Source organism: Nonomuraea solani, assembly GCF_900108335.1.
Classification (GTDB): Bacteria; Actinomycetota; Actinomycetes; order Streptosporangiales; family Streptosporangiaceae; genus Nonomuraea; species Nonomuraea solani.
On record NZ_FNVT01000012.1, the window covers coordinates 214,621 to 238,025 of the forward strand.

At 71.1% G+C, this 23,405-nt stretch carries 23 protein-coding genes; 9 read left to right on the top strand and 14 right to left on the bottom strand.

The window, feature by feature from the left end; genetic code table 11:
- From C4V41_RS36110 to C4V41_RS36165, 12 genes are all read right to left on the bottom strand, one after another.
- Entirely contained in the window at positions 1–885 is an 885-nt protein-coding gene (locus C4V41_RS36110) for a hypothetical protein (protein ID WP_103960466.1), read from the bottom strand.
- On the bottom strand, positions 882–1,208 hold the full coding sequence (locus C4V41_RS36115; protein ID WP_103960467.1) for a PadR family transcriptional regulator: 327 nt from the start codon (positions 1,206–1,208) through the stop codon (positions 882–884). Before C4V41_RS36115 ends, C4V41_RS36110 begins: the two co-directional genes overlap by 4 nt.
- Positions 1,209–1,325: 117 nt before the next feature.
- The gene (locus tag C4V41_RS36120) at positions 1,326–2,462 is read right to left on the bottom strand and encodes a hypothetical protein (protein ID WP_103960468.1); all 1,137 of its coding nucleotides are present in this window, start codon (positions 2,460–2,462) and stop codon (positions 1,326–1,328) included.
- A 172-nt stretch (positions 2,463–2,634) separates the two neighbouring features.
- A complete protein-coding gene (locus tag C4V41_RS36125) occupies positions 2,635–3,585 on the bottom strand; it encodes a Ppx/GppA phosphatase family protein (RefSeq protein WP_103960469.1) in 951 nt (316 codons plus the stop codon).
- The gene (locus tag C4V41_RS36130; protein WP_103960470.1) at positions 3,576–4,064 is read right to left on the bottom strand and encodes a DUF501 domain-containing protein; all 489 of its coding nucleotides are present in this window, start codon (positions 4,062–4,064) and stop codon (positions 3,576–3,578) included. Before C4V41_RS36130 ends, C4V41_RS36125 begins: the two co-directional genes overlap by 10 nt.
- The gene (locus C4V41_RS36135) at positions 4,054–4,470 is read right to left on the bottom strand and encodes an FtsB family cell division protein (protein ID WP_103960607.1); all 417 of its coding nucleotides are present in this window, start codon (positions 4,468–4,470) and stop codon (positions 4,054–4,056) included. Before C4V41_RS36135 ends, C4V41_RS36130 begins: the two co-directional genes overlap by 11 nt.
- Positions 4,471–4,534: 64 nt before the next feature.
- Positions 4,535–5,812, bottom strand: coding sequence for a phosphopyruvate hydratase (gene eno / locus C4V41_RS36140; protein WP_103960471.1), 1,278 nt, complete (start codon positions 5,810–5,812; stop codon positions 4,535–4,537).
- Positions 5,813–5,852: 40 nt separating this feature from the next.
- Positions 5,853–6,161 (bottom strand): hypothetical protein, encoded by a 309-nt coding sequence (locus C4V41_RS36145; RefSeq protein WP_103960472.1) that lies wholly within the window; start codon positions 6,159–6,161, stop codon positions 5,853–5,855.
- 199 nt (positions 6,162–6,360) lie between these two features.
- Positions 6,361–7,293, bottom strand: a complete 933-nt coding sequence (locus tag C4V41_RS36150) for a MazG family protein (RefSeq protein WP_103960473.1) — start codon at positions 7,291–7,293, stop codon at positions 6,361–6,363.
- 4 nt (positions 7,294–7,297) lie between these two features.
- The gene (locus tag C4V41_RS36155) at positions 7,298–7,909 is read right to left on the bottom strand and encodes a SurA N-terminal domain-containing protein (protein WP_103960474.1); all 612 of its coding nucleotides are present in this window, start codon (positions 7,907–7,909) and stop codon (positions 7,298–7,300) included.
- A 30-nt stretch (positions 7,910–7,939) separates the two neighbouring features.
- A complete protein-coding gene (gene mfd, locus C4V41_RS36160) occupies positions 7,940–11,428 on the bottom strand; it encodes a transcription-repair coupling factor (protein ID WP_103960608.1) in 3,489 nt (1,162 codons plus the stop codon).
- Positions 11,429–11,541: 113 nt separating this feature from the next.
- Complete coding sequence (locus C4V41_RS36165) at positions 11,542–11,904, bottom strand: cupin domain-containing protein (RefSeq protein ID WP_103960475.1); 363 nt, start codon at positions 11,902–11,904, stop codon at positions 11,542–11,544.
- Positions 11,905–11,966: 62 nt separating this feature from the next.
- Here C4V41_RS36165 and C4V41_RS36170 point away from each other — a divergent pair, with 62 nt between their 5' ends.
- The 3 genes from C4V41_RS36170 (at position 11,967) to C4V41_RS36180 (ending at position 14,850) form a co-directional block, all read left to right on the top strand.
- Positions 11,967–12,686 (top strand): class I SAM-dependent methyltransferase, encoded by a 720-nt coding sequence (locus C4V41_RS36170; protein ID WP_103960476.1) that lies wholly within the window; start codon positions 11,967–11,969, stop codon positions 12,684–12,686.
- Between the two features lie 71 nt (positions 12,687–12,757).
- Positions 12,758–13,972 (top strand): adenylyl-sulfate kinase, encoded by a 1,215-nt coding sequence (gene cysC / locus C4V41_RS36175; protein ID WP_103960477.1) that lies wholly within the window; start codon positions 12,758–12,760, stop codon positions 13,970–13,972.
- Complete coding sequence (locus C4V41_RS36180) at positions 13,969–14,850, top strand: sulfite exporter TauE/SafE family protein (protein ID WP_103960609.1); 882 nt, start codon at positions 13,969–13,971, stop codon at positions 14,848–14,850. Before cysC ends, C4V41_RS36180 begins: the two co-directional genes overlap by 4 nt.
- Here the strand turns inward: C4V41_RS36180 and C4V41_RS36185 are convergent.
- On the bottom strand, positions 14,795–15,829 hold the full coding sequence (locus C4V41_RS36185; protein ID WP_235030588.1) for a glycoside hydrolase family 26 protein: 1,035 nt from the start codon (positions 15,827–15,829) through the stop codon (positions 14,795–14,797). The genes C4V41_RS36180 and C4V41_RS36185 overlap by 56 nt on opposite strands.
- Positions 15,830–16,179: 350 nt before the next feature.
- Between C4V41_RS36185 and C4V41_RS36190 the strand changes: the two genes are divergently transcribed.
- Genes C4V41_RS36190 through C4V41_RS36215 form a run of 6 tightly spaced genes read left to right on the top strand, consistent with a single transcriptional unit; the run spans position 16,180 to position 22,621 of the window.
- Entirely contained in the window at positions 16,180–17,484 is a 1,305-nt protein-coding gene (locus C4V41_RS36190) for a Wzz/FepE/Etk N-terminal domain-containing protein (protein ID WP_103960478.1), read from the top strand.
- Positions 17,481–18,746: a hypothetical protein gene (locus C4V41_RS36195; protein ID WP_103960479.1), complete on the top strand. Its 1,266-nt coding sequence runs from the start codon at positions 17,481–17,483 to the stop codon at positions 18,744–18,746. Before C4V41_RS36190 ends, C4V41_RS36195 begins: the two co-directional genes overlap by 4 nt.
- Complete coding sequence (locus C4V41_RS36200; protein ID WP_103960480.1) at positions 18,743–19,642, top strand: hypothetical protein; 900 nt, start codon at positions 18,743–18,745, stop codon at positions 19,640–19,642. The genes C4V41_RS36195 and C4V41_RS36200 overlap by 4 nt, the downstream gene beginning before the upstream one ends.
- Positions 19,639–20,493 carry a sulfotransferase domain-containing protein gene (locus C4V41_RS36205; RefSeq protein ID WP_103960481.1) on the top strand — a complete coding sequence of 285 codons (855 nt, stop codon included), beginning with the start codon at positions 19,639–19,641 and terminating at the stop codon, positions 20,491–20,493. The genes C4V41_RS36200 and C4V41_RS36205 overlap by 4 nt, the downstream gene beginning before the upstream one ends.
- Positions 20,490–21,734 carry a lipopolysaccharide biosynthesis protein gene (locus C4V41_RS36210; protein WP_103960610.1) on the top strand — a complete coding sequence of 415 codons (1,245 nt, stop codon included), beginning with the start codon at positions 20,490–20,492 and terminating at the stop codon, positions 21,732–21,734. The genes C4V41_RS36205 and C4V41_RS36210 overlap by 4 nt, the downstream gene beginning before the upstream one ends.
- Complete coding sequence (locus tag C4V41_RS36215) at positions 21,731–22,621, top strand: sulfotransferase (protein ID WP_103960482.1); 891 nt, start codon at positions 21,731–21,733, stop codon at positions 22,619–22,621. The genes C4V41_RS36210 and C4V41_RS36215 overlap by 4 nt, the downstream gene beginning before the upstream one ends.
- Here C4V41_RS36215 and C4V41_RS36220 read toward each other — a convergent pair.
- On the bottom strand, positions 22,608–23,360 hold the full coding sequence (locus C4V41_RS36220) for a WecB/TagA/CpsF family glycosyltransferase (RefSeq protein ID WP_103960483.1): 753 nt from the start codon (positions 23,358–23,360) through the stop codon (positions 22,608–22,610). The two genes, C4V41_RS36215 and C4V41_RS36220, sit on opposite strands and share 14 nt — an antisense overlap.
- Positions 23,361–23,405 lie beyond the last annotated feature (45 nt).

Here is a 23,405-nt window from a genome sequence, read left to right on the forward strand (position 1 = left end):
TCACCTGGTCGACGCGGGACTGGGTGTCGCGCTCGGGGTCGGGCCGGTCGGGGTCGGGCAGGCCGACGGCGCGGGCGAGGGCACGCCCGGCTCCTTTGTCCACTCCTCGACCAGTGGCAGGGGGTAGCGGTTGAGTATCGGCGCGCCGCACGACCTGTCGACCTGGTAGCCGTACTGCTCGGGATTGGTGGTGAGCGGCTTGCCGTCCTGGTCGTAGAGGTAGACGTCGGTCAGCGGGGTGCCGTCCTTGGCGTACGGCTTGATGTTGTAGACGCCCTCGGTCGAGGCGTTGTCCACCCATACCGGCTGCCGTTCGGCCATGTAGACCGCCGGCGGCGGGTCGTCGAAGCCGGCCGAGCCCAGCCCGCTGAGCAGCACCAGCGCGGCCGCCACGTTGGCGGCCACGGCCACGAGCGTGAGCAGCCGGCCCCAGCGCCGGCGGCCGAACCACACCGAGGCCCAGATGCCCACGGCGACGGCCGCCAGGTCGGCGAGACCCGACGGGACCAGCCTCTCGCCGCTGGTCGCCGACAGCAGCAACATGGTGAGCAAATAGCCGCGCAGCACCCACCAGCCGGGCCGCAGCTCCGGCAGGAAGCCTGCGAAGCTCCGGTAGGGGCCCTGGCCCATCAGCCCCGCGTGCGCCCTCAGCGCCCACGCGCGCGGGTCCACACGGCGCCTGGGGCCGCTCCTGGGGCGCCCTCCGTAGGCGGCGGCCAGCTCCTCGGCGTAGATCTCCGGCGGGCCGAGGCGGAGCTCCAGCGGCACGTCGGAGTCCGCCGCGATCTCGGTCAGGTGGTCGTCGAGGTCCTCCAGCAGCTCTTCCCTGTCGGGATGGCCGGCCAGGGCGTCACGTACGGCCTGCGCGTACTGGTCGGGGGTCATGCTCGTCCCTCCTGAAGCAGGGCAGCCATGGTGGCCGAGAAGGAGGCCCAGGTCTTGGCGGAGGTGGCGTACATGCCTCTGCCGACGTCGTTGAGCCCGTAGTACTTGCGGTGCGGCCCCTCGTCGGAGGCCACCACGTATGAGGTCAGCGCGCCGGCCTTGAACAGGCGGCGCAGCGTGCCGTAGACGGAGGCGTCGCCCACCTCTTCCAGACCCGCCTCCCTGAGCCTGCGCACGACGTCGTAGCCGTAGCCGTCGCGTTCGTTGAGCACGGCGAGCACGGCCAGGTCGAGCACGCCCTTGAGCAGCTGGCTGCTATCCACGCGATGCACACTACTGTGCAAAGCGCAGTAGTGCCAACAAGGAAAACCGGGCGGGCCCGAAGGCACCGCCCGGTTCGACCACTCAACGTGTGACCGTGGTCACCCGTTCGAACGTTGTTACGCGTTCGGGCGGGCGGGAACGGACGGCTGGGTGGTGGGAGGAGCGGTGGTCGCACCCGGAGCCGGCGCGGGGGCCGAGCACGCGGAGTAGACCTTGCTGACCGAGACACTGTTGTCCGGACCACTGACCGACAGCGTCACGGTGCCACCCTTGGTGGCGTCACCCGTCAGCGCGCTGGAGATCGAGTCGACGCTCTTGGAGCCGCCGTGGTGACCGAAGTAGGTGTCACCGGAGGACACCGGCTTGCCGTTCACGAGCCAGGTCCAGCGGACCCGGCCGGGGCCGGTCGAGTCGATCGAGCCACTCGCGTTGACCTTGCAGTCGCTGGTGGTCGACACCGAAGCCGAAGCGCTCACCCGGGTGTCGGGAGCCTCGTCGCGGCAGGAGACCTTGTAGTAGGCCCTGTTCGAGTAGGCGCCGTCAGGGCTGAGGACCTGCAGCTGCGCCCAGCCGCGCTGGCTGTGACGCGGAGAGATGCCGAAGCCGACCTTGCGGGCCTCGTGGACCCGGACCCTGCCGTAGTCGACGACCTCACCGTTGAGAACCCAGCGGTAACGCACCGACGTCGGGCGGTCGGCCTTGATCAGACCAACGAAGTCGATCTTGTCGCCAGGAGTACAGGGGCCGACGTACCTGCTCGGGCTGGCCCAGGCGCTCGCCGAGACCGACACGTCGAGGTGCGTACGGACGTTGTCCTGACGCGGCTTCTCGCAGGAGACCGAGAAGTAGCCCTTCTTCGAGGTGACCTTCTTCGGACCGAGGACCTGGATGGCCTCCCAGCCCTTGACGTCCTCCTTGAAGGTGATGGACTGACGGACCGTCACCGACTTGGTGCCCTTGCCCGTGAGCTTGATCACCTTGACCTTGCTCTTGGACCCGTCACCGTGGAGCCAGCGGTAGGCCAGCTCCGTCTTGCCCTTGACGGGCACCTTGATGGTCGACGCGAAGTTGACCTTGGCCGGGCACGACCCCTCGAAGTCACCAGGGGAGGCCTTAGGCGCGGAGACCGCGACCTTGGGACCCGCGGTCGCCGCCTGTGCGGGGCTGGCGACCAGGCCCGCGGCCAGAGCGGACAGTACGGCGGCCGACGCGCCGAACGCGCAGACCTTACGTACTAAACCAACAGACATCATGTGAGAGTGCTCCATTCCGTGAGGGAAGAGACGCGCTCGGGAACGGTCGCCACGCCGCCGCTTTTTGCGCACAGCAATATGGCAAAGCCCCCGTAATGCCCCTTTACCTAATCACAATACTGTTTGCACGCTCAACACGACCCACAGATCGGAAATGTCCGGATTTCTTCAGCTACGCGGCTGCCAGGGACCAGGCAATACCGTCGAGGATGTCGTGCTCACTCACGACGACCTGGGAAAACGCGAAGCGGCGGACGATACGGTCAAGAATTAGCGCACCCGCGCCAATCACGTCAACTCTCCCGGGATGCATCACGGCAAGCTCGGCGCGTTCACCATGGGTCATCGCGAGGAGCCGCCGCGTCACGTCGTGCACCTGGTCGGCCGACAGCCGGGAGTGATGGATCCGCGCCGGGTCGTAGGCGGGCAGGTCGAGGGCGATGCCCGCGATCGTCGTCACCGAGCCCGCCAGGCCGACGAGCGTGTGCGCCCGGCGTACCGGCACCTCCGCCTCGACCCGGTCGAGCGCCTCCTCGATGTCGGCCACCACGGCCTCCAGGGACAGCGCCTCCGGCGGGTCGCCCGCGTCGCGCAGGTGCCGCTCGGTCAGGCGTACGCAGCCGATGTCCACCGACAGCGCCGCCTCCGCGTGCTCGGAGCCGACCACGAACTCCGTGGACCCGCCGCCGATGTCGACCACGAGGTAGGGGGGCAACGGCCCCTGCGGCACCTCGGTCTCGGGCGACAGGCGCAGCAGGCCCCTGGTCGCGCCGGTGAACGACAGCTCGGCCTCCTCGGCGCCCGTGACGACCTCGGGCTCGACCCCGAAGATCTCGCGTACGCCGGCCACGAACTTCTGCCGGTTGGCGGCGTCTCTGGTCGCGCTCGTGGCGACCACGCGGGTCGCGGTGGCGCCGTGCCGGTCGATCAGCTCCCGGTAGGCGCGCATGGCCTTGAACGTGCGCTCCAGCGCGTCGGGCGCGAGCCTGCCGGTCCTGTCGACGCCCTGGCCCAGGCGGACGATCTCCATCCGCCGCTCGACGTCGCGCAGCTCGTCGTCGCCGACGTCGGCGATGAGCAGGCGTACGGAGTTCGTGCCGCAGTCGATGGCGGCTACACGCATGGTCCGTCACTCCACCAGTCGGGGAGGGCATCGAGCGCCTCCCTGCCGAACGGGTTGGCACCGGGCGCCGCCAGCTCGTGCGCCACGAGCGCGTGCAGGCACTTGACCCGCTTCGGCATGCCCCCCGTGCTCTGCATGTCGCCGGGGAGCGGCTCCATGCCCTCGTCCTCGGCGGCCTTGTCGCGTCTGGCCACGTAGTCGTCGTGCGCGGCCTGGTAGGCGGCCGCCAGATCGGGCTCGGTGGCCAGCCTGGCCTGCATCTCGCGCATCAGGCCCGAGCCTTCGAGCGTGCCGATGGCCGAGGCGGCCTTGGGGCAGGTCAGGTAGTAGAGGGTCGGAAAGGGCGAGCCGTCCGGCAGCCTGGGCGCGGTCTCCACCACGTCGGGATTGCCGCACGGGCAGCGGTGCGCCACCGCGCGCAGCCCTCTGGGCGGCCTCCCGAGCTGCTTGTGCACGGTCTCGACGTCTTTACCTTCCAACACTTTCCTTCCCGGTGACCGCCCGTTGCCCGGTGCCCTTGTCGGCGGCCTCCACGGACTCCCAGAGCGTCTGGTACCACGGCGGAACCACCGGCGGCTGCTTCACGGCCGTCTGTTCCTTGCCCGTTTCCGGCTGCATCACCACATAGCACTTCTCGCCGGGCCCGCAGTAATGCAGTCGTTCCTTGGCCGTCTTCTTGATCCAGTTGGGGTCGTCGCTCTGCCGGTCGCGGGCCAGCAACGCCTGTTTCTCCGCCTCGACCCTGGCCTTCTCCGCCCGCAGCTCGGAGATGCTGCGGCGGAAGCTGATGTATTCGCGCACAGGGTAGGCCAGGCTCATCGCGATCGCGCAGACCACGACGGCCAGGATGGCGGCCCGCCCGGTGAGCTGCGGTCTCTTCGCCAAGTGCTGCACACCCCCTCAAGGACGGCTCGCGGCAGGTTCGGGGTGCCGCGAGCCGTACTCGAAACTAGCGCTGGAAACGCGGGAACGCCGCGCGACCCGCGTAGCGGGCGCCGTCATCCAGCAGCTCCTCGATGCGCAGGAGCTGGTTGTACTTGGCCACCCGGTCCGAACGGGCGGGCGCGCCGGTCTTGATCTGACCGCAGTTGACCGCCACGGCCAGGTCGGCGATCGTCGTGTCCTCGGTCTCGCCGGAACGGTGGCTCATCATGCAGCGGTAGCCGCTGCGGTGGGCCAGGTCGACCGCGTCGAGGGTCTCCGACAGCGTGCCGATCTGGTTGACCTTGACCAGCAGGGCGTTGGCGGTGGCGTCCTTGATGCCGCGCTCCAGCCGCTCCGGGTTGGTCACGAACAGGTCGTCGCCGACGAGCTGCACCTTGGCGCCGAGGGCGTCGGTGATGGCCTTCCAGCCGTTCCAGTCCTCCTCGTCGAGCGGGTCCTCGATGGAGACCAGCGGGTAGTTGGCCACCAGGTCCGCGTAGAACTCGATGAGCTCCTGCGCCGACAGGCCCTTGCCGTCGATCGTGTAGACGCCGTCCTTGTGGAACTCGGAGGCGGCCACGTCGAGCGCCAGCGCGATGTCCTCGCCCGGCGTGTAGCCGGCCCGCTCGATGGCGACCAGGATGAGGTCGAGCGCGTCACGGTTGGAGGGCAGGTTGGGCGCGAAACCGCCCTCGTCGCCCAGGCCCGTGGCGTAGCCCTTCTCCTTGAGGACGCCCTTGAGCGCGTGGTAGACCTCGGTGCCCATCCGCACGGCCTCACGGAACGTCTCCGCCCCGATCGGCGCGATCATGAACTCCTGGATGTCCACGTTGGTGTCGGCGTGCGCGCCGCCGTTGAGGATGTTCATCATCGGTACGGGCAGCACGTGGGCGTTGGGGCCGCCCAGGTAGCGGAAAAGCGGCAGGTCGGCGCTGTCGGCGGCGGCCTTGGCGACGGCCAGCGAGACGCCCAGGATGGCGTTGGCGCCGAGCTTCGACTTGTTGGGCGTGCCGTCCAGGTCGATCATGATCTGGTCGATGATGCGCTGGTCCTCGGCCTCGACGCCGTTGATCTCCTCGAAGATCTCGTCGGTCACGGCGAGGACGGCCCTCTCCACGCCCTTGCCGCCGTAACGCTTGCCGCCGTCACGCAGCTCGACCGCCTCGAACTGGCCGGTGGACGCCCCGCTCGGCACGGCGGCACGACCGGTGCTTCCGTCGTCGAGCACCACCTCGACCTCGACCGTGGGGTTGCCCCGGGAGTCGAGGATCTCGCGAGCGTATACGACCTCGATGGTAGCCACGGGATGCGCTCCTAGTTGAAAGGCAATATGCCATCAGAGCCTATCGGTACGCCCACATCAGGGACTGCACGCCCACGCGCGACGGGCGCAGCCCCGCACTGTCAGGCTCCATGCGGCGGCTCAACCTTGGGGGACCAGGCTCCAGGCGCGGAGTTTGCCGCCGATGCCGGCCGTCGGCCGACGTGACGCCCACGTTCGCCGTGCCGGTGGTGAAGTCGCGGACGCGTGCGCCGGTGCCGAGGTCGTACAGGGCGGTGGTACGGCCCACCGTGACGGCGGCCAGGCCCTCACCGAAGGTGGCCACCGAACGGACGGAGCCCGTCTTGATCAGCCCAGACGGGCTCAGCAACAGTGCAGCACCTTGACGGCCACGTGCGCGCCCGTGGCGTCCCTCCCCAGGAACACCGAGCCTGCCCGCCGTCGCCGAGCCCGCCGAGCAGGCGGTAGCCCGCGACCTCCCGTGGCCCTCCGGTATGCAGCCGTCTCAGCTCTACCAGTCCCCCTGGTCTCTACAGCCCCCAGGGGATTTCGCGACCTAGCGCGCCAAACTATTCGGAAGACTCCCAGGCCCGTACCCGATCCCGGTACGCCCGCGCAGCCCCCCGCAGCTCGCCTTCGGCGTCCAGCCCGGCCTCGGCGGCCCGGCGTACCAGATCGAACAGCTCCCGGGCCACCCCCTGCCCGACCGCCGCCGACAGCGACTCGGGCGCCCCGGCCCGCTCGGCCCTGCGTACGAGCTGCGCCACCAGCGACAACGCCGGCTGCCCCATGGGCACCCCGTCGAGCGCCGACTCGCTGCCCTTCGACGCCCGCTCGGCCGCCTTGATGGCCTCCCAGTTGTCGTTGACCTCGTCGGCGCTCTCGGCCCGCACCGAGCCGAACACGTGCGGATGCCGCCGGACGAGCTTCTCGACGATCCCGGCCGCCACGTCGTCCATGTCGAAGCCCTCGGCCACCCGCGCGTGGAAGACCACCTGCAGCAGCAGGTCTCCCAGCTCCTCGCGGAGCGCCGGATAGTCGCCCTGCTCGATGGTCTCGAGCACCTCGTAGGCCTCTTCGAGCAGGTAGGGCACCAACGTCTCGTGCGTCTGCTTGCGATCCCACGGACACTCGGTACGCAGCCGGTCCATCACCCCCACCAGATCGAGCACCCTGGCCCCCGGCAGGTCATAAGACCCCGGGACCACCTCGATCAGCGGCGGCTCGTCGAGCGCCACGGCGGCGTGCCCCACGGCCCGCATGAAGCCCTCGCCGTCCTGGTCGGACAGCCACACGACGGTCTCGGCGACCGCCCGCCCGGCCAGCGCCGCCGGATCCGGCGAGACGACCTCGACCTCGATCCCGGCCTCGCCCAGGTAGGGCAGGTGCGGATGAGCGGCGGAGCCGGTGAGCACCGGGCCGGAGCGCAGGGCCTGCCAGGCCTGATGGCTGAGCAGGCCCGGCGCGACCCTGGGCGAGGTGGTGACGACGATCAGCGGCACGGGGTCAGCCCTGCGGCTGCTGCGGCTGCTGCTGCGCCTGCGGGGCGGTGGCCTTGCCGAACCTGCCGGCGTCCAGGAACAGCCCCGGGTTCTCCTGCGAGCGCTGCGGGTTGAGGTTCCCGTAACGCGGGTTGAAGATCGGCTTGAACGAGGCGAACTCCTGGGTCAGGCGCTGCGTCCCGGCCTCGCCGCCGAACTGCTGCTGCAGCTTCGCCAGGCCCACCATCGCCCGGCCGTAGTCGCGCGCGTCGGCCGGCGCGACCCCGTTGGCCAGCAGGTTGATCTCGGGCGACTGGAACTGACCCGGATCCTTCAGCGCGGCGTCCACCTCGGCCTCGCTCACCTGCACGTTGTGACGCGCCAGGAGCTGCCTGGAGGCGCTCACGTTGACCAGCCGCTGCAGCACGACGTGGCTGGCCGGCACGCCGAGCTGCGACTCGTCGAGCTGCGCCCGCTTCAGCGCGGCCAGGTATGACCGCGTGTCCGTGTTGAGCTTGTCCGTCGAGATGCGCTCGTTCCCGACCACGGCCGCGGCCCCGGCCTGCATGGGCGAGGAGCAGGCGGTCAGTGCGATGGCCACTGCCCCGGCGGCCGCAGCCACTCGTATCGACTTCACGTATGTCCCTTTCCGACCCGAAAACCGCCGCTAGCTTACCCGTGCGGGCTCGAGGAACATCGCCTCGACCAGGTCACCACACCATTTGAGCAGTTCGAGGTCGCGCAGTGGTTGCCCGCCCAGCGGCTTGGTCTTGGGCACCGGCACCAGCAGCGTCTCGGCTGCCTGCTTGTATATCGCCTTCTTGTACAGCCGGTCGAGCCGGACCTGCTGCGACTCCCTGAGCCTCGCCGGTCCGAACTTGATGTTCTGGCCCTGCAGCGTGACGTCCGTGAGCCCGGCCGTGCGCGCCCTGATCCGGAACCGGGCGACCTCCATGAGGTTGTCGACCTCCGCCGGCGGCTTGCCGTAGCGGTCGGTCAGCTCCTCGCGTACCTCTTCGATGTGGATCGGCGCGGTGATGGCGGCGATCCGCTTGTACGCCTCCAGCCGCAGCCGCTCCGAGGTCACGTAGTCGTGCGGGATGTGCGCGTTGATCGGCAGCTCGACCTTGACGTCGGGCTGCTCCTCCTGCACCTCGGCGCCCGACAGCTTGGCCTTCTGCTCCTGCACGGCCTCGGCCATGAGCCGGACGTAGAGGTCGAAGCCGACGCCCGCGATGAACCCGGACTGCTCGGCCCCCAGCACGTTGCCGGCGCCGCGGATCTCCAGGTCCTTCATGGCGACGTACATGCCCGCGCCCATCTCGGTGTGCTGGGAGATCGTCGCGAGCCGCTCGTGCGCGGTCTCGGTCAGCGGCTTCTCCGGCGGGTAGAGGAAGTAGGCGTAACCCCGCTCCCTGCCTCGCCCGACCCGCCCTCTGAGCTGGTGAAGCTGCGACAGGCCGTAGTTGTCGGCCCGGTCGACGATGAGCGTGTTGGCGTTGGGCACGTCGAGCCCGGACTCGACGATCGTGGTGGAGACGAGCAGGTCGTATTCGCGCTCCCAGAAGCCCACCATGATCTTCTCTAGCTGGTGCTCGTTCATCTGCCCGTGCGCCACCGCGATGCGCGCCTCGGGGACCAGCTCGCGCAGCCGCGCTGCGACGCGGTTGATCGAGGCGACCCGGTTGTGGACGAAGAAGATCTGGCCGTCGCGCATCAGCTCGCGCCGGATCGCGGCCCCGATCTGCTTCTCCTCGTAAGGGCCCACGAAGGTGAGGATCGGATGCCGCTCCTCCGGCGGGGTGAGGATCGTGGACATCTCGCGGATGCCCGTCAGGCCCATCTCCAGCGTGCGCGGGATCGGCGTGGCCGACATGGCGAGCACGTCCACCTGCGTGCGCAGGTGCTTCATGGCCTCTTTGTGCTCGACGCCGAACCGCTGCTCCTCGTCGATGATGATCAGGCCCAGGTCCTTGAACCTGACCTCGGGGCTGAGCAGCCGGTGGGTGCCGATCACCAGGTCGACCGCCCCCGTCCTGAGCCCTTCGAGGGTGCCCTTGACCTCGCCGTCGGTCTGGAAGCGCGAAACGGGCTTGAGCGTGACGGGGAAGCTGGAGAACCGCTCGGTGAACGTCGACATGTGCTGCTGCACCAGCAGCGTCGTCGGGACCAGCAGGGCGACCTGCTTGCCGTCCTGGACCGCCTTGAACGCCGCGCGCACCGCGATCTCGGTCTTGCCGTAGCCGACGTCGCCGCAGATCAGCCGGTCCATCGGGACGCCGCGCTCCATGTCGCGCTTGACCTCGTCGATGGCTTCGAGCTGGTCGCCGGTCTCCGCGTACGGGAACGCGTCCTCCATCTCCCGCTGCCACGGCGTGTCCGCGCCGAACGGGTGGCCTGGCGAGGCCATGCGGGCGGAGTAGAGCCTGATGAGCTCCCCGGCGATCTCCTTGACCGCCTTCTTCGCCCGCGACTTGGCCTTGGCCCAGTCGGCGCCGCCCATGCGGTTGAGCGTGGGCGCCTCGCCGCCGACGTAGCGGGTGACCTCGTCGAGCTGGTCGGTGGGCACGTAGAGCCGGTCGCCCTTGGCGTATTCGATGACCAGGTATTCGCGGGTGGCGCCCTGCACCGTGCGCTGGACCATCTCGATGTAGCGGCCCACGCCGTGCTGCTCGTGCACCACGTGGTCGCCGACCTTGAGCTGGAGCGGGTCGACCATGTTGCGCCGGCGCGAGGGCAGGCGCCGCATGTCTTTGGTGGACGCCTTCTGGCCGACCAGGTCGAGGTGGGTGAGGACGGCGAGGCCGGGGGTGATGAAGCCGTGCTCGATCAGGCCGGTGGTGACGTGGACGACCTTCGCCTCGGGCGCCTTGTCCAGATATCTCTGGAGACGGGCGGGCACGTCGACGCCCTTGAGCAGCTCCACCATGCGCTCGGCGGGCCCGTGGCCCTCGCTGAGCAGCACGACGGCCTTGTCGTCGGCCAGCCAGCCCTTGATGTCGGCCAGCGCCTTGGCGGTGTCGCCGCGGTAGGCCTCGGAGTCTTGGGCGTCGAGCTCCACGCCGCCGCCGAAGGGCGCCATCGTCCACCACGGCTGACCGAGCGAGTCGGCGTGGCCGCGGATCTCCTCCAGCGTGCGGAACGCCGCCGCGCCCAGGTCGATCGGCGCCTCGCCGCCGGCCGCCGCGTTGATCCAGGAGGCTTCGAGGAACTCCTGCGAGGTGCGTACGAGCTCCTCGGCCCGCCCCCTGATCCGCTCGGGATCGCACACGAACACCGCCGAGCGCACCGGCAGATGGTCGATCAGCAGGTCCATCTCCCCGGCCAGCACGGGCGCGAACGCCTCCATGCCCTCGACCGGCAGCCCTTCGGCGAGCTGGTCGAGCACCTCGGCCAGCGCCGGATGCTCCTCGGCCAGCTCCCGCGCCCGCGCCCTGACCTCGCCGGACAGCAGCAGCTCACGGCACGGCGGCGCGAACAGCCCGTCCTCGGCCGCCTCCAGCGAGCGCTGGTCGGCCACCTTGAACCAGCGGATCTCCTCGACCGTGTCGCCCCAGAACTCCAGCCGCAGCGGATGCTCCTCGGTCGGCGGGAACACGTCGACCAGCCCGCCGCGCACGGCCACCTCGCCGCGCTTCTCCACCATGTCCACGCGGTGGTAACCGTTGTCGACCAGGTTGCCGACGACCTCGTCGAGGTCGGCGTCGTCACCGGCGCGCAACCTGATGGGCTCAAGGTCGCCGAGCCCCTTGACGATCGGCTGCAGCAGCGCCCTGACCGGCGCCACGATCACGCTGAGCGGCCCGGCGGCGAGGTCGCCCTTGACGGGGTGCGCCAGCCGGCGCAGCACGGCCAGCCGCTGGCCCACGGTGTCGCTGCGCGGCGACAGACGCTCGTGCGGCAGGGTCTCCCAGGCCGGGAACACGGCCACGGAACTCGGTTCGATCAGGCTGGTCAGCGCGGCGGCCAGGTCTTCCGCCTCCCGCCCTGTGGCGGTGATGGCGAGCACGGTGCGCTGATCGTGCGCGGTCAGCGCGGCCACGCCGAACGGGCGCAGCGCGGACGGCGCGATCAGCGAGACGTCGCCGCCCTCTTCGAGAGCGGCGGTCAGCTTCGGGTCGGCGCGAACAAGGTCAAGTAGTCCGGAAAGACTCATCAGAAACGCCCACAGCCCCACGACGGCAACACGATTACCCCCGGCCGTGTCAGGTCGCGGGGGTCTCGTACAAGCCTACTCGCCGCCAGGGCGCAACCGGCGCCGCGGGAGGCTCAGCCGACTCTGTAACCTGCCACGGAAGGCCAGCGCACGGTCAGGACGGTCGAATGTTCCTCCGCCCGCCATGAGTGGTCCACTCCCTTGCCCCACACCACATAGTCGCCCGGGTCGGCCAGGAGCACGCTGCGGCCGGGCAGCTCGACCCGGAACCGGCCGCTGATCAGGACGAGCAGCGCCGTACGCGCCTCGCCCTTGACCCACTCGGCCCGCTCGTCCCCAGGCGGGTGCACACCCCACTTGATCTCGACGTCCTCGCTGTGCCTTGGGTCGCCAGGGGGTTTGAAGTGACCGAGCAGCCAGCCCCGGTCGAGTGCCGCGTCGGCGCCGGCTTTCCCCACGTAGACCTGATCGCTCACGGCCCAGGACGCTAGCAGGGAAATGCATTACTAAGACCGATTGATTGATTACTGTAGGTCACATGTCTGAGGTGCGGTCTGTCGCCCAGAGAGGCGACCTCTTCGGTCAACGAGTCCGCGAGCACTGTGCCGGGCAGCCGATCAGGCGGCTCGACGTGCTGGTCGCGGGGTGCGCGCACGACGAGCCACTGACGCTCGACCATGTCGAGATCAGGGCCACCGGGGCCGACGAGGACCATCCGGCCGTCAGGAGGGTGGTGGAGGAGCGGGCCGACCTGGTCGCCTGGTCTCTGGGCGATCTGCGCTCCGCGCCGCTGCCGCCCAGGTCCTACGACGTGGTGCAGCTCTCGTTCCTGCTGGAGCGCGTCCGGCACGCCGAGCTGGTGTTCGACCGGCTGCTGCACTCGCTGCGGCCCGGCGGCCTGGTGCTGCTGCGCATGCGCGACCGCAGGTCGGCCTACGGCCTGCTCGACCGCATCACGCCGTCGTGGCTGCGCCGCCTGCTGTGGCGGCCCCTGGTCACGCCCGGCACGCCGGGGCCGCTGCCCACCGTCTACGAGCCGCTGGCCTCCAGTGACGGCATGCACGCGTTCTGCCTGAGCCGCGGCCTCATGATCACCGATGACGAGCGCGCCACCAGCGGCCCGGCCCGCTCGCGCAGGATCGGCGCGGCCGCGGTCGCGGTGATGTCCACACTGACCCGCGGCCGCTATCCCGCCTCTCACGACGAGATCACCATGGTGATCAGAAAGCCCCAGCATCACTTCGCACGGCTCCTCTAGCGACACACTGGTATCTGTCGCTAAACTCCTTTCCTACCAATTCAATCGGAATAGTTGGGATGTAGGAAGACGTGGAGTGGACCCCTGAGCCGCACGAACTGGCCGATCTCGAGCTGCTGCTCTCCGGCGCGTTCGAGCCGCTGACCGGGTTCCTGGGCCACGACGACCTGCACGCGGTCCACGAGCGGGGCACGCTCGCCGACGGCACGCCGTGGCCCGCCGCCGTCACCCTCCACCTGTCCGCCGAGGTCTCCCCCGGCGACGAGGTCACGCTGCTCGACCCCGAGGGCCTGCCGCTGGCCGCGCTCACCGTGGCCGCCCAGGAGCCCGACGGGCTGGTCTCGGGGCCGATCAAGGGGCTGGGCGCGCCGGAGCACGGGCCGTTCGCGCGCCTGCGGCGCACCCCGGAGCAGGTGCGCGAGGAGCTCGGCGGGCGCGCGGCGCTCGCCGTCACCATGCGGGGGCCGCTCGACGACCTCTCCGAGATCGTCGCCACCGCGCGAGACCTCGACGCGGTGATCCTGCTGCTTCCTCTCGCCTACGGCGAGCAGGGCCCCGCGGTCGTACGCGCCGCGCTGCGCGCCCAGGAAAAGCTGCCCGCCGGCACCCTGGTCGCCTCCGTGCCGCTCGCGCCGCGCGAGGAGCCCGAGATCGACCTGGAGCTGCGCGAGCACGTCGCCACCGCCTACGGCGCCACCGAGCACCTGGCGGGCCCCGACCCCGTCCACATCCCCGGCCCGCCGCACCGCCGCGGCCTGGTGGTCTTCTTCACCGGCCTGTCCGGCTCGGGCAAGTCCACGATCGCCCGCGGCCTGCGCGACGTCCTGCTCGAACTCGGCACGCGCACGGTGACCTACCTCGACGGCGACCTCGTACGCCACCTGCTGTCCAAGGGCCTGACCTTCTCCAAGGCCGACCGCGACCTCAACATCCGCCGCATCGGCTTCGTCGCCGCCGAGGCCGCCCGGCACGGCGGCCTGGCCATCTGCGCGCCGATCGCCCCCTACGCGGCCACCCGCGAGGAGGTGCGCGAGATGGCCGAGTCCGTGGGGGCCGACTTCCTGCTCGTGCACGTCGCGACGCCGCTGGAGGAGTGCGAGCGGCGCGACCGCAAGGGCCTGTACGCCAAGGCCCGCGCCGGGCTCATCCCCGAGTTCACCGGCGTCTCCGACCCCTACGAGGAGCCGGACGACGCCGATCTGACGATCGACACGACGCACCTGCCGATCGAGGCGGCCGTCTCCCGGGTGCTCGACACCCTGAAGGGCGGAGGGTGGATCCGTTGATCGACTGGGCTCTGATCGGCGGGTCGTTCCTCGTCGCCATCGTGGTCGGGCTGACCGGGATGGGCGGCGGGGCCCTCATGACCCCGATGATGATGCTGTTCTTCAACGTGCCGCCGCTGGCCGCGGTCTCCAGCGACCTCGTGGCCTCGGCCGTGATGAAGCCGGTCGGCAGCGTCGTGCACATGCGCCGCGGCACCGTCAACCTGCGCCTGGTCGGCTGGCTGTGCGCGGGTTCGGTGCCGGCGGCGTTCTGCGGGGTGTTCCTGGCGCGGGCGTTCGCGGTGACCGACGCGGTGAAGTACGCGCTCGGGGTGGCGCTGCTGCTGGCCGTCGCGGGCATGGCGCTCAAGAGCTGGCTCGGCGCCCGGGGCGGCACGTCGAGCGCCCACGAGATCGTCGTGCGCCCAATTCCGACCCTACTGGTCGGTACGGTAGGCGGAGTCGTCGTCGGCGTCTCGTCCGTGGGCTCGGGCTCATTGATCATCGTGGCCCTGCTGGTGCTCTATCCGGCGCTCAAGGCCAACCAGCTCGTCGGCACGGACCTCGTCCAGGCGGTGCCGCTGGTCGCCTCCGCCGCGCTCGGCCACCTGCTGTTCGGCGACTTCCAGATGGACCTCACGGTGTCGCTGCTCATCGGCTCGATCCCGGGCGTCTACCTGGGCGCCAGGATCTCCTCGCGCGCCCCGGGCGGCCTGATCAGGGCCATGCTGGGGATCGTGCTGCTCGCCTCCGCGCTCAAGCTCCTCGACGTGAGCAACACGCTCACCGTCTGGGCACTCGCGGCGGCCATCGCCGTCACCGTCGCCGGCTGGCGCCTGAAGGTCAGGGCCGCGGCACGGGAGTCGCGCGAAAGTACGGATCTCGAGCCAGCGCGCTGAACGCCTTGTCGCCCCCGGAGTCGGAGTCGAAGCTGGTGTCGCCGCGCGGCGCCCGTGGCGAGTCGAAGTAGAGCAACGCCTTGATCTGCGGATAACGCTTGATCTGTCTCAGCACCGACTCGAAGAACCTCCGCTTGAACGCCCCGTCGCGCGGCCGCTCGAACACCCCCCACTCGGCCACCATGACCGGCTTGCCGGGGAAGCGGGCCTGCATCCACCGATAGAACCCCGGCCAGTCCGGATATTCCTTGCGGGTCTTGTTCACCAGCCCGTCGAAGTCCTGCACCCGATCGTCGGCGTAGGGGTCCATGGCCACCCAGTCGACCACGTCGTCACCCGGATAGAGATCCTCGAACCACGGCTTGGCGGCCCAGTTGGGCGCCCCCATGTACGTCATCACCATGACGGCGTTCTTCACCCCCTCCGCCCGCAGCCGCAGCACCACGTGCCGGAACATGGCCGCGTAGTCGGTGGCCCGCATGCCCGAACCCGAGTCGGCGTCCACGTCGTTCTCGGGCTCGTGGTGCAGGGTGAGGAAGAACCGCTCCGGGAAGGTGCGCCGCAGGTAGCCGGCCAGGCGCTCGATCCTGGCGTCGAGGGCCCCACCGGCGATCTCCGCCCACGTGCGGTCGAACGACGGCTTCCAGTTGATCATCAGCAGCCGCGGCCTGGCCGGATCGCGGGCCAGCCTGACCTCCGCCTCGGTCGGGAACAGCTCGCTGCCCCGGTGGTAGACGTGCAGCACGTCGGCGGCGGCTCCCATGCGCGTCTCGGCGCCGTGCAGCGCCTGCTCCACCGGGGCTCCGGTGAAGACCTCGGGCGCCATGCCCCACCAGGCGCCGCAGGACGGGATGAGCCTGGTGGTGGCCGTACAGGCGGGCGAGCCCGACATCTCCTGCGACGGGCGGCTCGCGACCGGCGCGGGCAGGTGGGAGCCCTCCGCGCTGACGCAGGCGGCCAGCACCGCGACCAGGGCCATGATGACGCCGCTGAATGCGACATTCGTTGCGGTATGAGAAATAGCCCGTCGCTGCAAAGCCTTTCAACCCCCTCGTTGAACGCCCTCGCCTGTCACTCCTGAACCTTGCCATGTCGCTCCTGGAACTTCAGCCAGTGTGGAAGTCTCTCCAGTTCGTGGCGGTGAAGTAACCGTCCGAATTTTCCGACATTTCATTTTATTGGGACTCTTCTTTATGGCCTTACCGGAGAAAATCTTGCGTATTCAACCTGGGTACTGACCGTCCGTCCTATAGTGGGCGCACACTTCGACCAGTGACGCAGCGTCGTCGATCGGGTACAAAACGCACACAATCCAGGAGATCCTCCCCCATGAGCTCCGGCACCGATCTGGACGAGCACCTATCGCTGCTGCGCAGGCGGTGGCTGCTCCTGGTGGGCTGCGTCGTGTTCGGCGGCACCGCGGGACTCGCGCTGATGCGGCTCACCCCGCCCGCCTATACGGCGACCACGCAGGTGCTGGTCATGCCGGCCGGCCTCCAGGAGCCGGGCAACCCGGTGACCAGCCGCCAGCGCGAGCCGCTCAACCTCGACACCGAGGCCCAGGTCGCGCAGTCGGCCGTGGTCGCGGCGCGGGCGGCCAGGGCGCTCGGAGCCGCGGCGCTGGAGCCGGCCGAGGTCACCGTGCCGCCCAACTCCGCGGTGCTGTGGATCTCGGTGACGGCCCCGGCGCCCACCGCCGCCGCGGAGCAGTCCGGCGCCTACGCCACGGCCTACCTGGCCAACCGGCGCGAGAGCGCGCTGACCGCGATGGCCGAGCAGCAGGAGGCCGTGCTCAGCAAGCTCAAGCAGGTCAACGCCGGGATCGACGTGGTGATCAAGGAGCTCGACCGGCTGCCCAGAGGCACTCCCGGGCACGCGATCGCCACCCAGCGGCAGGGCGTGCTCAACCGGCAGGCGGCCAGCCTCGCGCTGAAGTACGACGCGCTGCGGACGGTCGCGGTGACCCCCGGCTCGGTCATCAGCCAGGCCACGCCTCCGGCCGCGCCCAGCTCCCCCAGCCTGCCGCTCCACCTCGGCACCGGGCTGATGGCGGGGCTGCTGGCGGGCTCGGCCGCCGCCTACGTCCGCGACCGGCTCGACAGGCGGCTGCGCACGGCCGCCGACGTCGAGCGGCTGACCGGCCTGCCCGTGCTCAGCGACCTGTCCAGCCCGCGCGAGCACGGCGTGCTGCACGACCTGGCCTGCGCCGTCGTCTCCGCCTGCCCCGGCAAGCGGCTGCTGGTCCGCGCGCTGCCCGCCGACCTCTACGCCTCCTCGCTGGCCGAGCCGCTCGCGGTCAGCGCGCCGCTGATCGTGCTCGACGGCACCGACGTGCGCGACCTGGCCAGGGCGGACGCCGCGCTGCTGCTCGTGGGCCTGCGCCTGGTCACCGCCGACCAGGTGGCGAACACCGTACAACAACTCGCCCGGCATGACGTGCCGATCATCGGCGTGGTGACGGCTACCGACGCGGTGCCCTCGTTCGTACCCCTGCTGGAGCCGCGCGCGCACACCTCGCTCGGCAAGCTCGTCGCGTCCGGTGAGCTGACCGGCGAGCTGGAGTCCGGCGTGTCGGCCGAGACCACGCCCATGCAGGCGCTCCACCATCCGCGGCGGCCGGGCCAGCCGACGTGAGAGGGCCCGCCTGGCCCATCGGCGCGCTGCTGGTCGGCTATCCGATCTGGTGGGCGCTGGGGTTCGGCGGGCTGTCGGTGATCGTGCTGGCGGTGCCCATGGCCGTGCTGCTGTGGCGGCGCCGGCCGGTCAGGGTGCCGCGCGGGTTCGGGCTGTGGCTGCTGCTGCTCGCCGGATACCTGGTGAGCGCGCTGATGCTGGCGGAGTCGCCGCCCGGCACGTACGGCGAGCTGGGGCCCGGCCGGGTGCTCGGCTACCTGATGCGGCTGGCGCTCTACGCGGCCATCCTGATCATGGTTCTCTACCTGGGCAACCTGACCGAGCGCGAGCTGCCGCAGCTCCGCCTGGTGCGCATGCTCGGCGTGCTGTTCGTCACCACGGTCGCCGGCGGGCTGCTCGGCGTGTTCTTCCCCGCCTTCGCCTTCACCGCGCCGATCGAGCTGCTGCTGCCCGACTGGATCGGCGGGAACTCGTTCGTCCAGAACCTCATCCATCCCACCGCTGCCCAGACACAGAAGGTGCTCGGCTTCTCCTCGCCCAGGCCCGAGGCGCCGTACGAGTGGGCGAACGCCTGGGGCAGCAACGCGTCGGTGCTGCTGGTCTGGTTCGTGGTCGGTTGGTGGGTGCACGGCAGGACGCGGCACAAGGTCTTCGTGGCCGTCGTGATCGCGCTGGCCGCCATCCCCATCGTCTACTCGCTCAACCGGGGCCTGTGGATCGGGCTCGGGCTGAGCGTGCTCTACCTGATCGTCCGGGTGGGCGGGCGTACCAGGGTGGCGCTCTGCGGGGCGGTCGTGGCGGCGGCGCTGGCGTTCGCGCTCAGCCCGCTGGCCGCGCTGGTCGCGCAGCGGCTGGACAAACCGCACTCCAACGACATCCGGGCCTTCACGGTCTCGGCCACCCTCGCCGCCGCCGGTCACTCGCCGGTGATCGGCTACGGCAACACCCGCAACGCCCTGGGCAACCACCGTTCGATCACCACGGGCAAGACCGAGTGGTGTACGAGCTGCGGGCACCCGCCGCTGGGCAGCGACGGGCAGCTCTGGCTGTTGATCATCACGCAGGGGTTCACGGGGGCGGCCCTCTACGTGGCGTTCTTCCTGGGCGCGATCCGCCGCCACTGGCGCGACCGCAGCCCCGTCGGGCTGGCCGGGGTGCTCGTCATGGGGCTGGTGCTGCTCTACATGTTCGTCTACGACGGCCTGGTCACGCCGCTCAGCCTCTATCTCATCTCGTTCGCCCTCCTGTGGAGGAACCAATGAACGATGCCGCTGTGCGGCTGGGGTATCTCGCGGAGACCGTTCGGCTGCTCTATCCCGGGTCCGGATCGCCGCGGGCCTACACCGTGCTGCCGCATCCCGCCGTGCCGCGCAGGCTGGCGCCGCGCCGGTGGTGGCACGTGGGCTCAGAGGTCTTGGTGCCGGTCGAGGGGTCGATCGCGGCGTACCTGAGCGAGGTCTTCCACCAGCAGGTCGAGACCGTCGTGCACGTACGTCCCGCGCTCCGGGCCAACCGCAAGCCCATCCTGGAGGCGCGCTCGGCAGGGCGGCGGCTGGCGTTCGTGAAGATCGGCGACAGCCCCAGGGCCCGCAGGCTGATCACCGCCGAGGCGGCCGCCCTGCGGCGGCTGGCCGGCCTGTCCCTGGACACGGTCACCGTGCCCGACGTGCTGCACCACGGCGACTGGCGGGGGCTGTCGGTCCTCGCGCTGTCGCCGCTGCCGGTGCGGCGCGGCCGGGTGCCGGGACCGCTGCTGCTGGACGCCGTCAAGGAGATCGCGGGCACCGGCGGCCCGCACCCGGCCTGGCACGGGGATCTCTCACCGTGGAACATGAGCCGCTCCTCCTCCGACGGGCGGCTGCTGGTGTGGGACTGGGAGCGCTACCAGGTCGGCGTCCCGTACGGCTTCGACGCCGTGCACCACTTCTTCCAGCGGGCGCTGCGCCGGATGGAGCCCCGGGTCGCGGCGGTGGCCTGCGTGGCGCGGGCCGTACGGGTGCTCGCGCCGCTCGGGCTGTCCGCCGCGACGTCCAGGCAGACCGCGCTGCGCTATCTCATCGCGCTGGCCGACCGGCACGCCGCCGACGGCCACGCGCCGCTCGGCCCGCCGCGGTCCTGGCTCAGCCCGGCCGTCGACCACGAGGAGCTGCTGATATGAGGACCATGAAGGAGTCCGTGCTCTCGCTGTCGCGGACCACGGGCAGGTTCACCTCCGGGGCGCGGGTGCTGCCGTCGTTCCTGCTCGCCGGGGGCCAGCGCTGCGGCACCACCTCCCTGTACCGGGCGCTGGCCCAGCACCCGCTGCTGCTCAAACCCGTGCTGCACAAGGGGGTGCACTATTTCGACGTCGCCTACGGGCGGGGCTCGGCGTGGTATCAGGCCCACTTCCCGCTGCGGGTGAGCGCGGCGCTGCTCGCGCACCGGTACGGCACGCGCGCCCAGGCGTTCGAGTCCTCCCCCTACTACCTGTTCCACCCGCTGGCCGGGGAGCGGATCGCGGCCGACCTGCCGGGCGTCAAGCTCGTCGTCCTGGTCCGCGACCCCGTGGAGCGGGCCTGCTCCGCCCACGCCCACGAGCTGGCCAGGGGCTTCGAGACCGAGTCCCATTTCGAGTACGCCATCGAGCTGGAGGCCGGCCGCCTGGCCGGGGCCGAGGAGCTCCTGCGGGAGGAGCCGCACGCCCTGCACCACTCGCACCGCCACCACGCCTACCTGGCGCGCGGCCGCTACGCCGACCAGCTCGACCGGGTGGAGGCGATGATCGGCCGCGAACGTGTCCTGGTGCTCGACAGCCACCGCTTCTTCGCCGAACCGGAGGCCGTCTATGACCGGGTGCTGGAGTTCCTGGGGGTGCCGCACCTGGGATATCCGGTGTTCGAGCGGCACAACGGCCGGCCCCTGCCGCGCCAGGTGCCCGAGGTGCTCGGCAAGGCGCTGCGGGATCACTTCGAGGCGTACGACGCGCGGCTGGTGCGCTGGCTGGGCGGTGAGCCGTCGTGGCGGCGATGATCGACCGGAGGGGGCTGGCGGGGGTCACGGGGGCGGCCTGTAGCGCGCTGGCGCAGTTCGTGCTCGTGGTGGTGGTGACGAGGGCGTTTCCGGCGTCGGAGGCGGGGGCCTTCTTCACCGCGACCGCGCTGGTGCTGATGGCGGCGGGGATCGCCAAACTGGACGCCGGCAATGGGCTGATCTACTTCATCGCGCGGGCGAAGACGTACGGGTACCGCGGCATATCCGGATATATCCGGGCGGCGCTCGTGCCCTGCCTGATCGTGGCGAGTGCGGCGGCCGCGGTGCTCTACCCCCGGCTCGGGCCGCTCGCCGCGATCGTGCCGGTCATGGTGGTCGGCGACGTGCTGCTGGCCGCCGGCCGGGGCTTCGGGGCCATGCGGCCCACCGTGCTCCTCGACGGGGTGCTGGTGCCCGCCTGCCAGCTCGTCCTCGTGGGCGCCGCCGCCCTGGCCGGGGTGGCCGGGTGGCTGCCGTGGGCGTGGGGGGTGCCGTATCTGGCGCTGATGGTGCTGGCGGGGGCCGGGTTGCGGGGGCGGGTGCCGCGGACGCCCTACCTGCCGGGGACCGGGCGGGACCTGTGGCGGTACACGGCGCCGCGGTCGGTCGCGGGGGCCATCCAGGCGGTGTTCCAGCGGGTGGACATCGTGATCGTGGCCGTGCTCGGGGGGCCGGCCCAGGCCGCCGTCTACACGGCCGCGACCCGGTTCAAGGTGGTCGGGCAACTGGCCAATCAGGGGCTGGCGCAGGCCGTACAGGCTCGGCTGGTCGCCGCGCTCGCCGACGGGGAGCGCGGGCGGGCCAGGGAGCTGTACCAGGCGGCGACGATCTGGCTGGTGCTGCTGACGTGGCCGGTGTGGCTGGCGTACGCGGCTCTCGCGCCGTGGGTGCTGGGATTGTTCGGGCCCTCGTACGACTCCGCCGTGCCCGTGGCGCTCGTGCTGGCCGGGACGATGATGGTGGCCACCGCCTGCGGGATGGTGGACGTGGTGCTGACGGCCGCCGGGCATACCGGTACGAGCCTTCTCAACCTGGTCGCCGCGGTCGGCTGCACCCTCGTCCTGGACGTGGCGCTCATCCCGGACCATGGAGCGCTCGGGGCGGTCGCCGGCTGGTCGGGCGGCGTGCTCGTCAAGAACCTGCTCCCCCTCTGGCAACTGCACCGCCGCTACGGGCTGCACCCGTTCGGCCGCCACACCCTGACCGCGCTACGCGGGCGCGGCCGGGCGGCGGCCGCGTGAGCCCGGTCCTGGTGACGGGCCTGCCCCGGAGCGGTACGAGCTGGACGGGCAAGATGCTCGCCGCCGGAGGAGACCTGGTCTACGTCAACGAGCCCCTCAACCCACAACACCCGCCCGGCCGCTGCCCCGGGGTGCTCGACGCCCGGGTGACACACCGGTTCCAGTACATCTGCGATGACAACGCCGCCGGCTGGCTGCCCGCCTTCCGCGACACGGTGGCCCTGCGTTACCGCTGGCTGGCCGAGCTGCGCGCGAACCGCTCCCCGTACGATCTGGCCCGTCTGCTCCGCTACGGCACCGCCTTCGCCTATGGCCGGCTGACCGGGCGGCGGGCGCTGCTGGACGATCCGTTCGCGGTGCTGAGCGCGGGCTGGTTCGCGCGGCGGCTGGGCTGCCGGGTGATCGCGCTCGTCCGTGATCCGGTGTCGTTCGTGGCGAGCTGGCAGCGTCTGGGGTGGACGGTCTACTTCCACGAGCTGCTCGAACAGCCGCTGCTGGTCCGCGACCATCCCGAGCTGCTGGAACTGCGCTCGCTCGTCGGCTCCCAGGACCGGGTGGCCAAGGCGGCCGCCCTGTGGCGGGCGACCCGGCTCATCCTGGCCGGCACGCCCGATGTTCTCGTCACGTCGTACGAGTCGCTGGCCGCCGACCCACTGCCCGGCTTCCAGCGCCTGTACGCCTACGCGGGCCTGCCCTGGACCCCCGCCGCCGCCCGCCGGATCGCCAGGGCCTGCACGGGGGCGGCCACGGCGGGGACGGGCTTCGCCTGGACGGGGCTGTCGCGCACGGCGTACCGGCCGATGGACTCCCGCCAGGCACTCACGGACGCGTCCCGCGGCCTGAGCCAGGAGGACATCACCCGCGTCCAGACCCTCACCGCGATCTGACCCTGGTGGCCAGGCTGCCGGCGAGCAGCCGGAGGGCGAACGGCAGGTCGTCGGCCAGATAGCGGCGGCCGAGCCGCCTCGGCTCGCTCCCGAGCCGGAACGCCCACTCCAGCCCCGCCCGCCGCATCCACTCCGGCGCCCTGGCCACCGTGCCCGCCGCGAAGGCGATCGCCGCCCCGCATCCCAGGAACCACGCCCCGGGCAGGTCCTTCCGCAGGTCGGCGATGAGCCGGTCTTGGCGGGGGAAGCCGAGCCCGACGAAGACGAGCCGGGGCCGGGCGGCGGCCACCTTGCGGCGTACCAGCTCGCTGCCCTCCGGCGTGGCGTCGAACCGGTAGGGCGGCGCGTCCACCCCGCACACCCGCAGCCCGGGGTGACGGCCGGTGAGCTCGGCGGCGGCCCCGCGCGCCGCGCCGGGAGGACCGCCGAGCAGATAGACGGGCCAGCCACGGCGGGCGGCGAGCCCGCTCAGCGACCAGATGAGGTCGGCGCCCGTGACGCGCCCGGGCACGGGCGTGCCGAGCAGCCTGGCCGCCCACACGAGCGGCATGCCGTCGCTGACGACCAGGTCGGCCGAGCACACCAGCTCTCTGAGCGCCGGGTCGGCGGCGGCGGCGCGGCAGATGTCGACGTTCGGGGTGACGATCCGCCCGCCCCGGCCCGCCTCCAGCTCGGCCGCCACCCGCTGGACGACCTGGTCCTCGGTGAGCGCGTCAACGCCGACCCCGCCCACCCGCACCCGCGTCAAAGCCGCGCCCGCCTCACAAGCTCCTGCGGTACTCGC

Bases quoted from the DNA above. Each gene is read 5' to 3' on its own strand.
- mfd (WP_103960608.1), bottom strand. From the start codon at position 11,428: ATGAGTCTTTCCGGACTACTTGACCTTGTTCGCGCCGACCCGAAGCTG.
- C4V41_RS36170 (WP_103960476.1), top strand. From the start codon at position 11,967: ATGTCTGAGGTGCGGTCTGTCGCCCAGAGAGGCGACCTCTTCGGTCAA.
- C4V41_RS36110 (WP_103960466.1), bottom strand. From the start codon at position 885: ATGACCCCCGACCAGTACGCGCAGGCCGTACGTGACGCCCTGGCCGGC.
- C4V41_RS36185 (WP_235030588.1), bottom strand. From the start codon at position 15,829: ATGGCCCTGGTCGCGGTGCTGGCCGCCTGCGTCAGCGCGGAGGGCTCC.
- C4V41_RS36200 (WP_103960480.1), top strand. From the start codon at position 18,743: ATGAACGATGCCGCTGTGCGGCTGGGGTATCTCGCGGAGACCGTTCGG.
- C4V41_RS36210 (WP_103960610.1), top strand. From the start codon at position 20,490: ATGATCGACCGGAGGGGGCTGGCGGGGGTCACGGGGGCGGCCTGTAGC.
- C4V41_RS36125 (WP_103960469.1), bottom strand. From the start codon at position 3,585: ATGCGTGTAGCCGCCATCGACTGCGGCACGAACTCCGTACGCCTGCTC.
- C4V41_RS36190 (WP_103960478.1), top strand. From the start codon at position 16,180: ATGAGCTCCGGCACCGATCTGGACGAGCACCTATCGCTGCTGCGCAGG.
- C4V41_RS36120 (WP_103960468.1), bottom strand. From the start codon at position 2,462: ATGATGTCTGTTGGTTTAGTACGTAAGGTCTGCGCGTTCGGCGCGTCG.
- C4V41_RS36205 (WP_103960481.1), top strand. From the start codon at position 19,639: ATGAGGACCATGAAGGAGTCCGTGCTCTCGCTGTCGCGGACCACGGGC.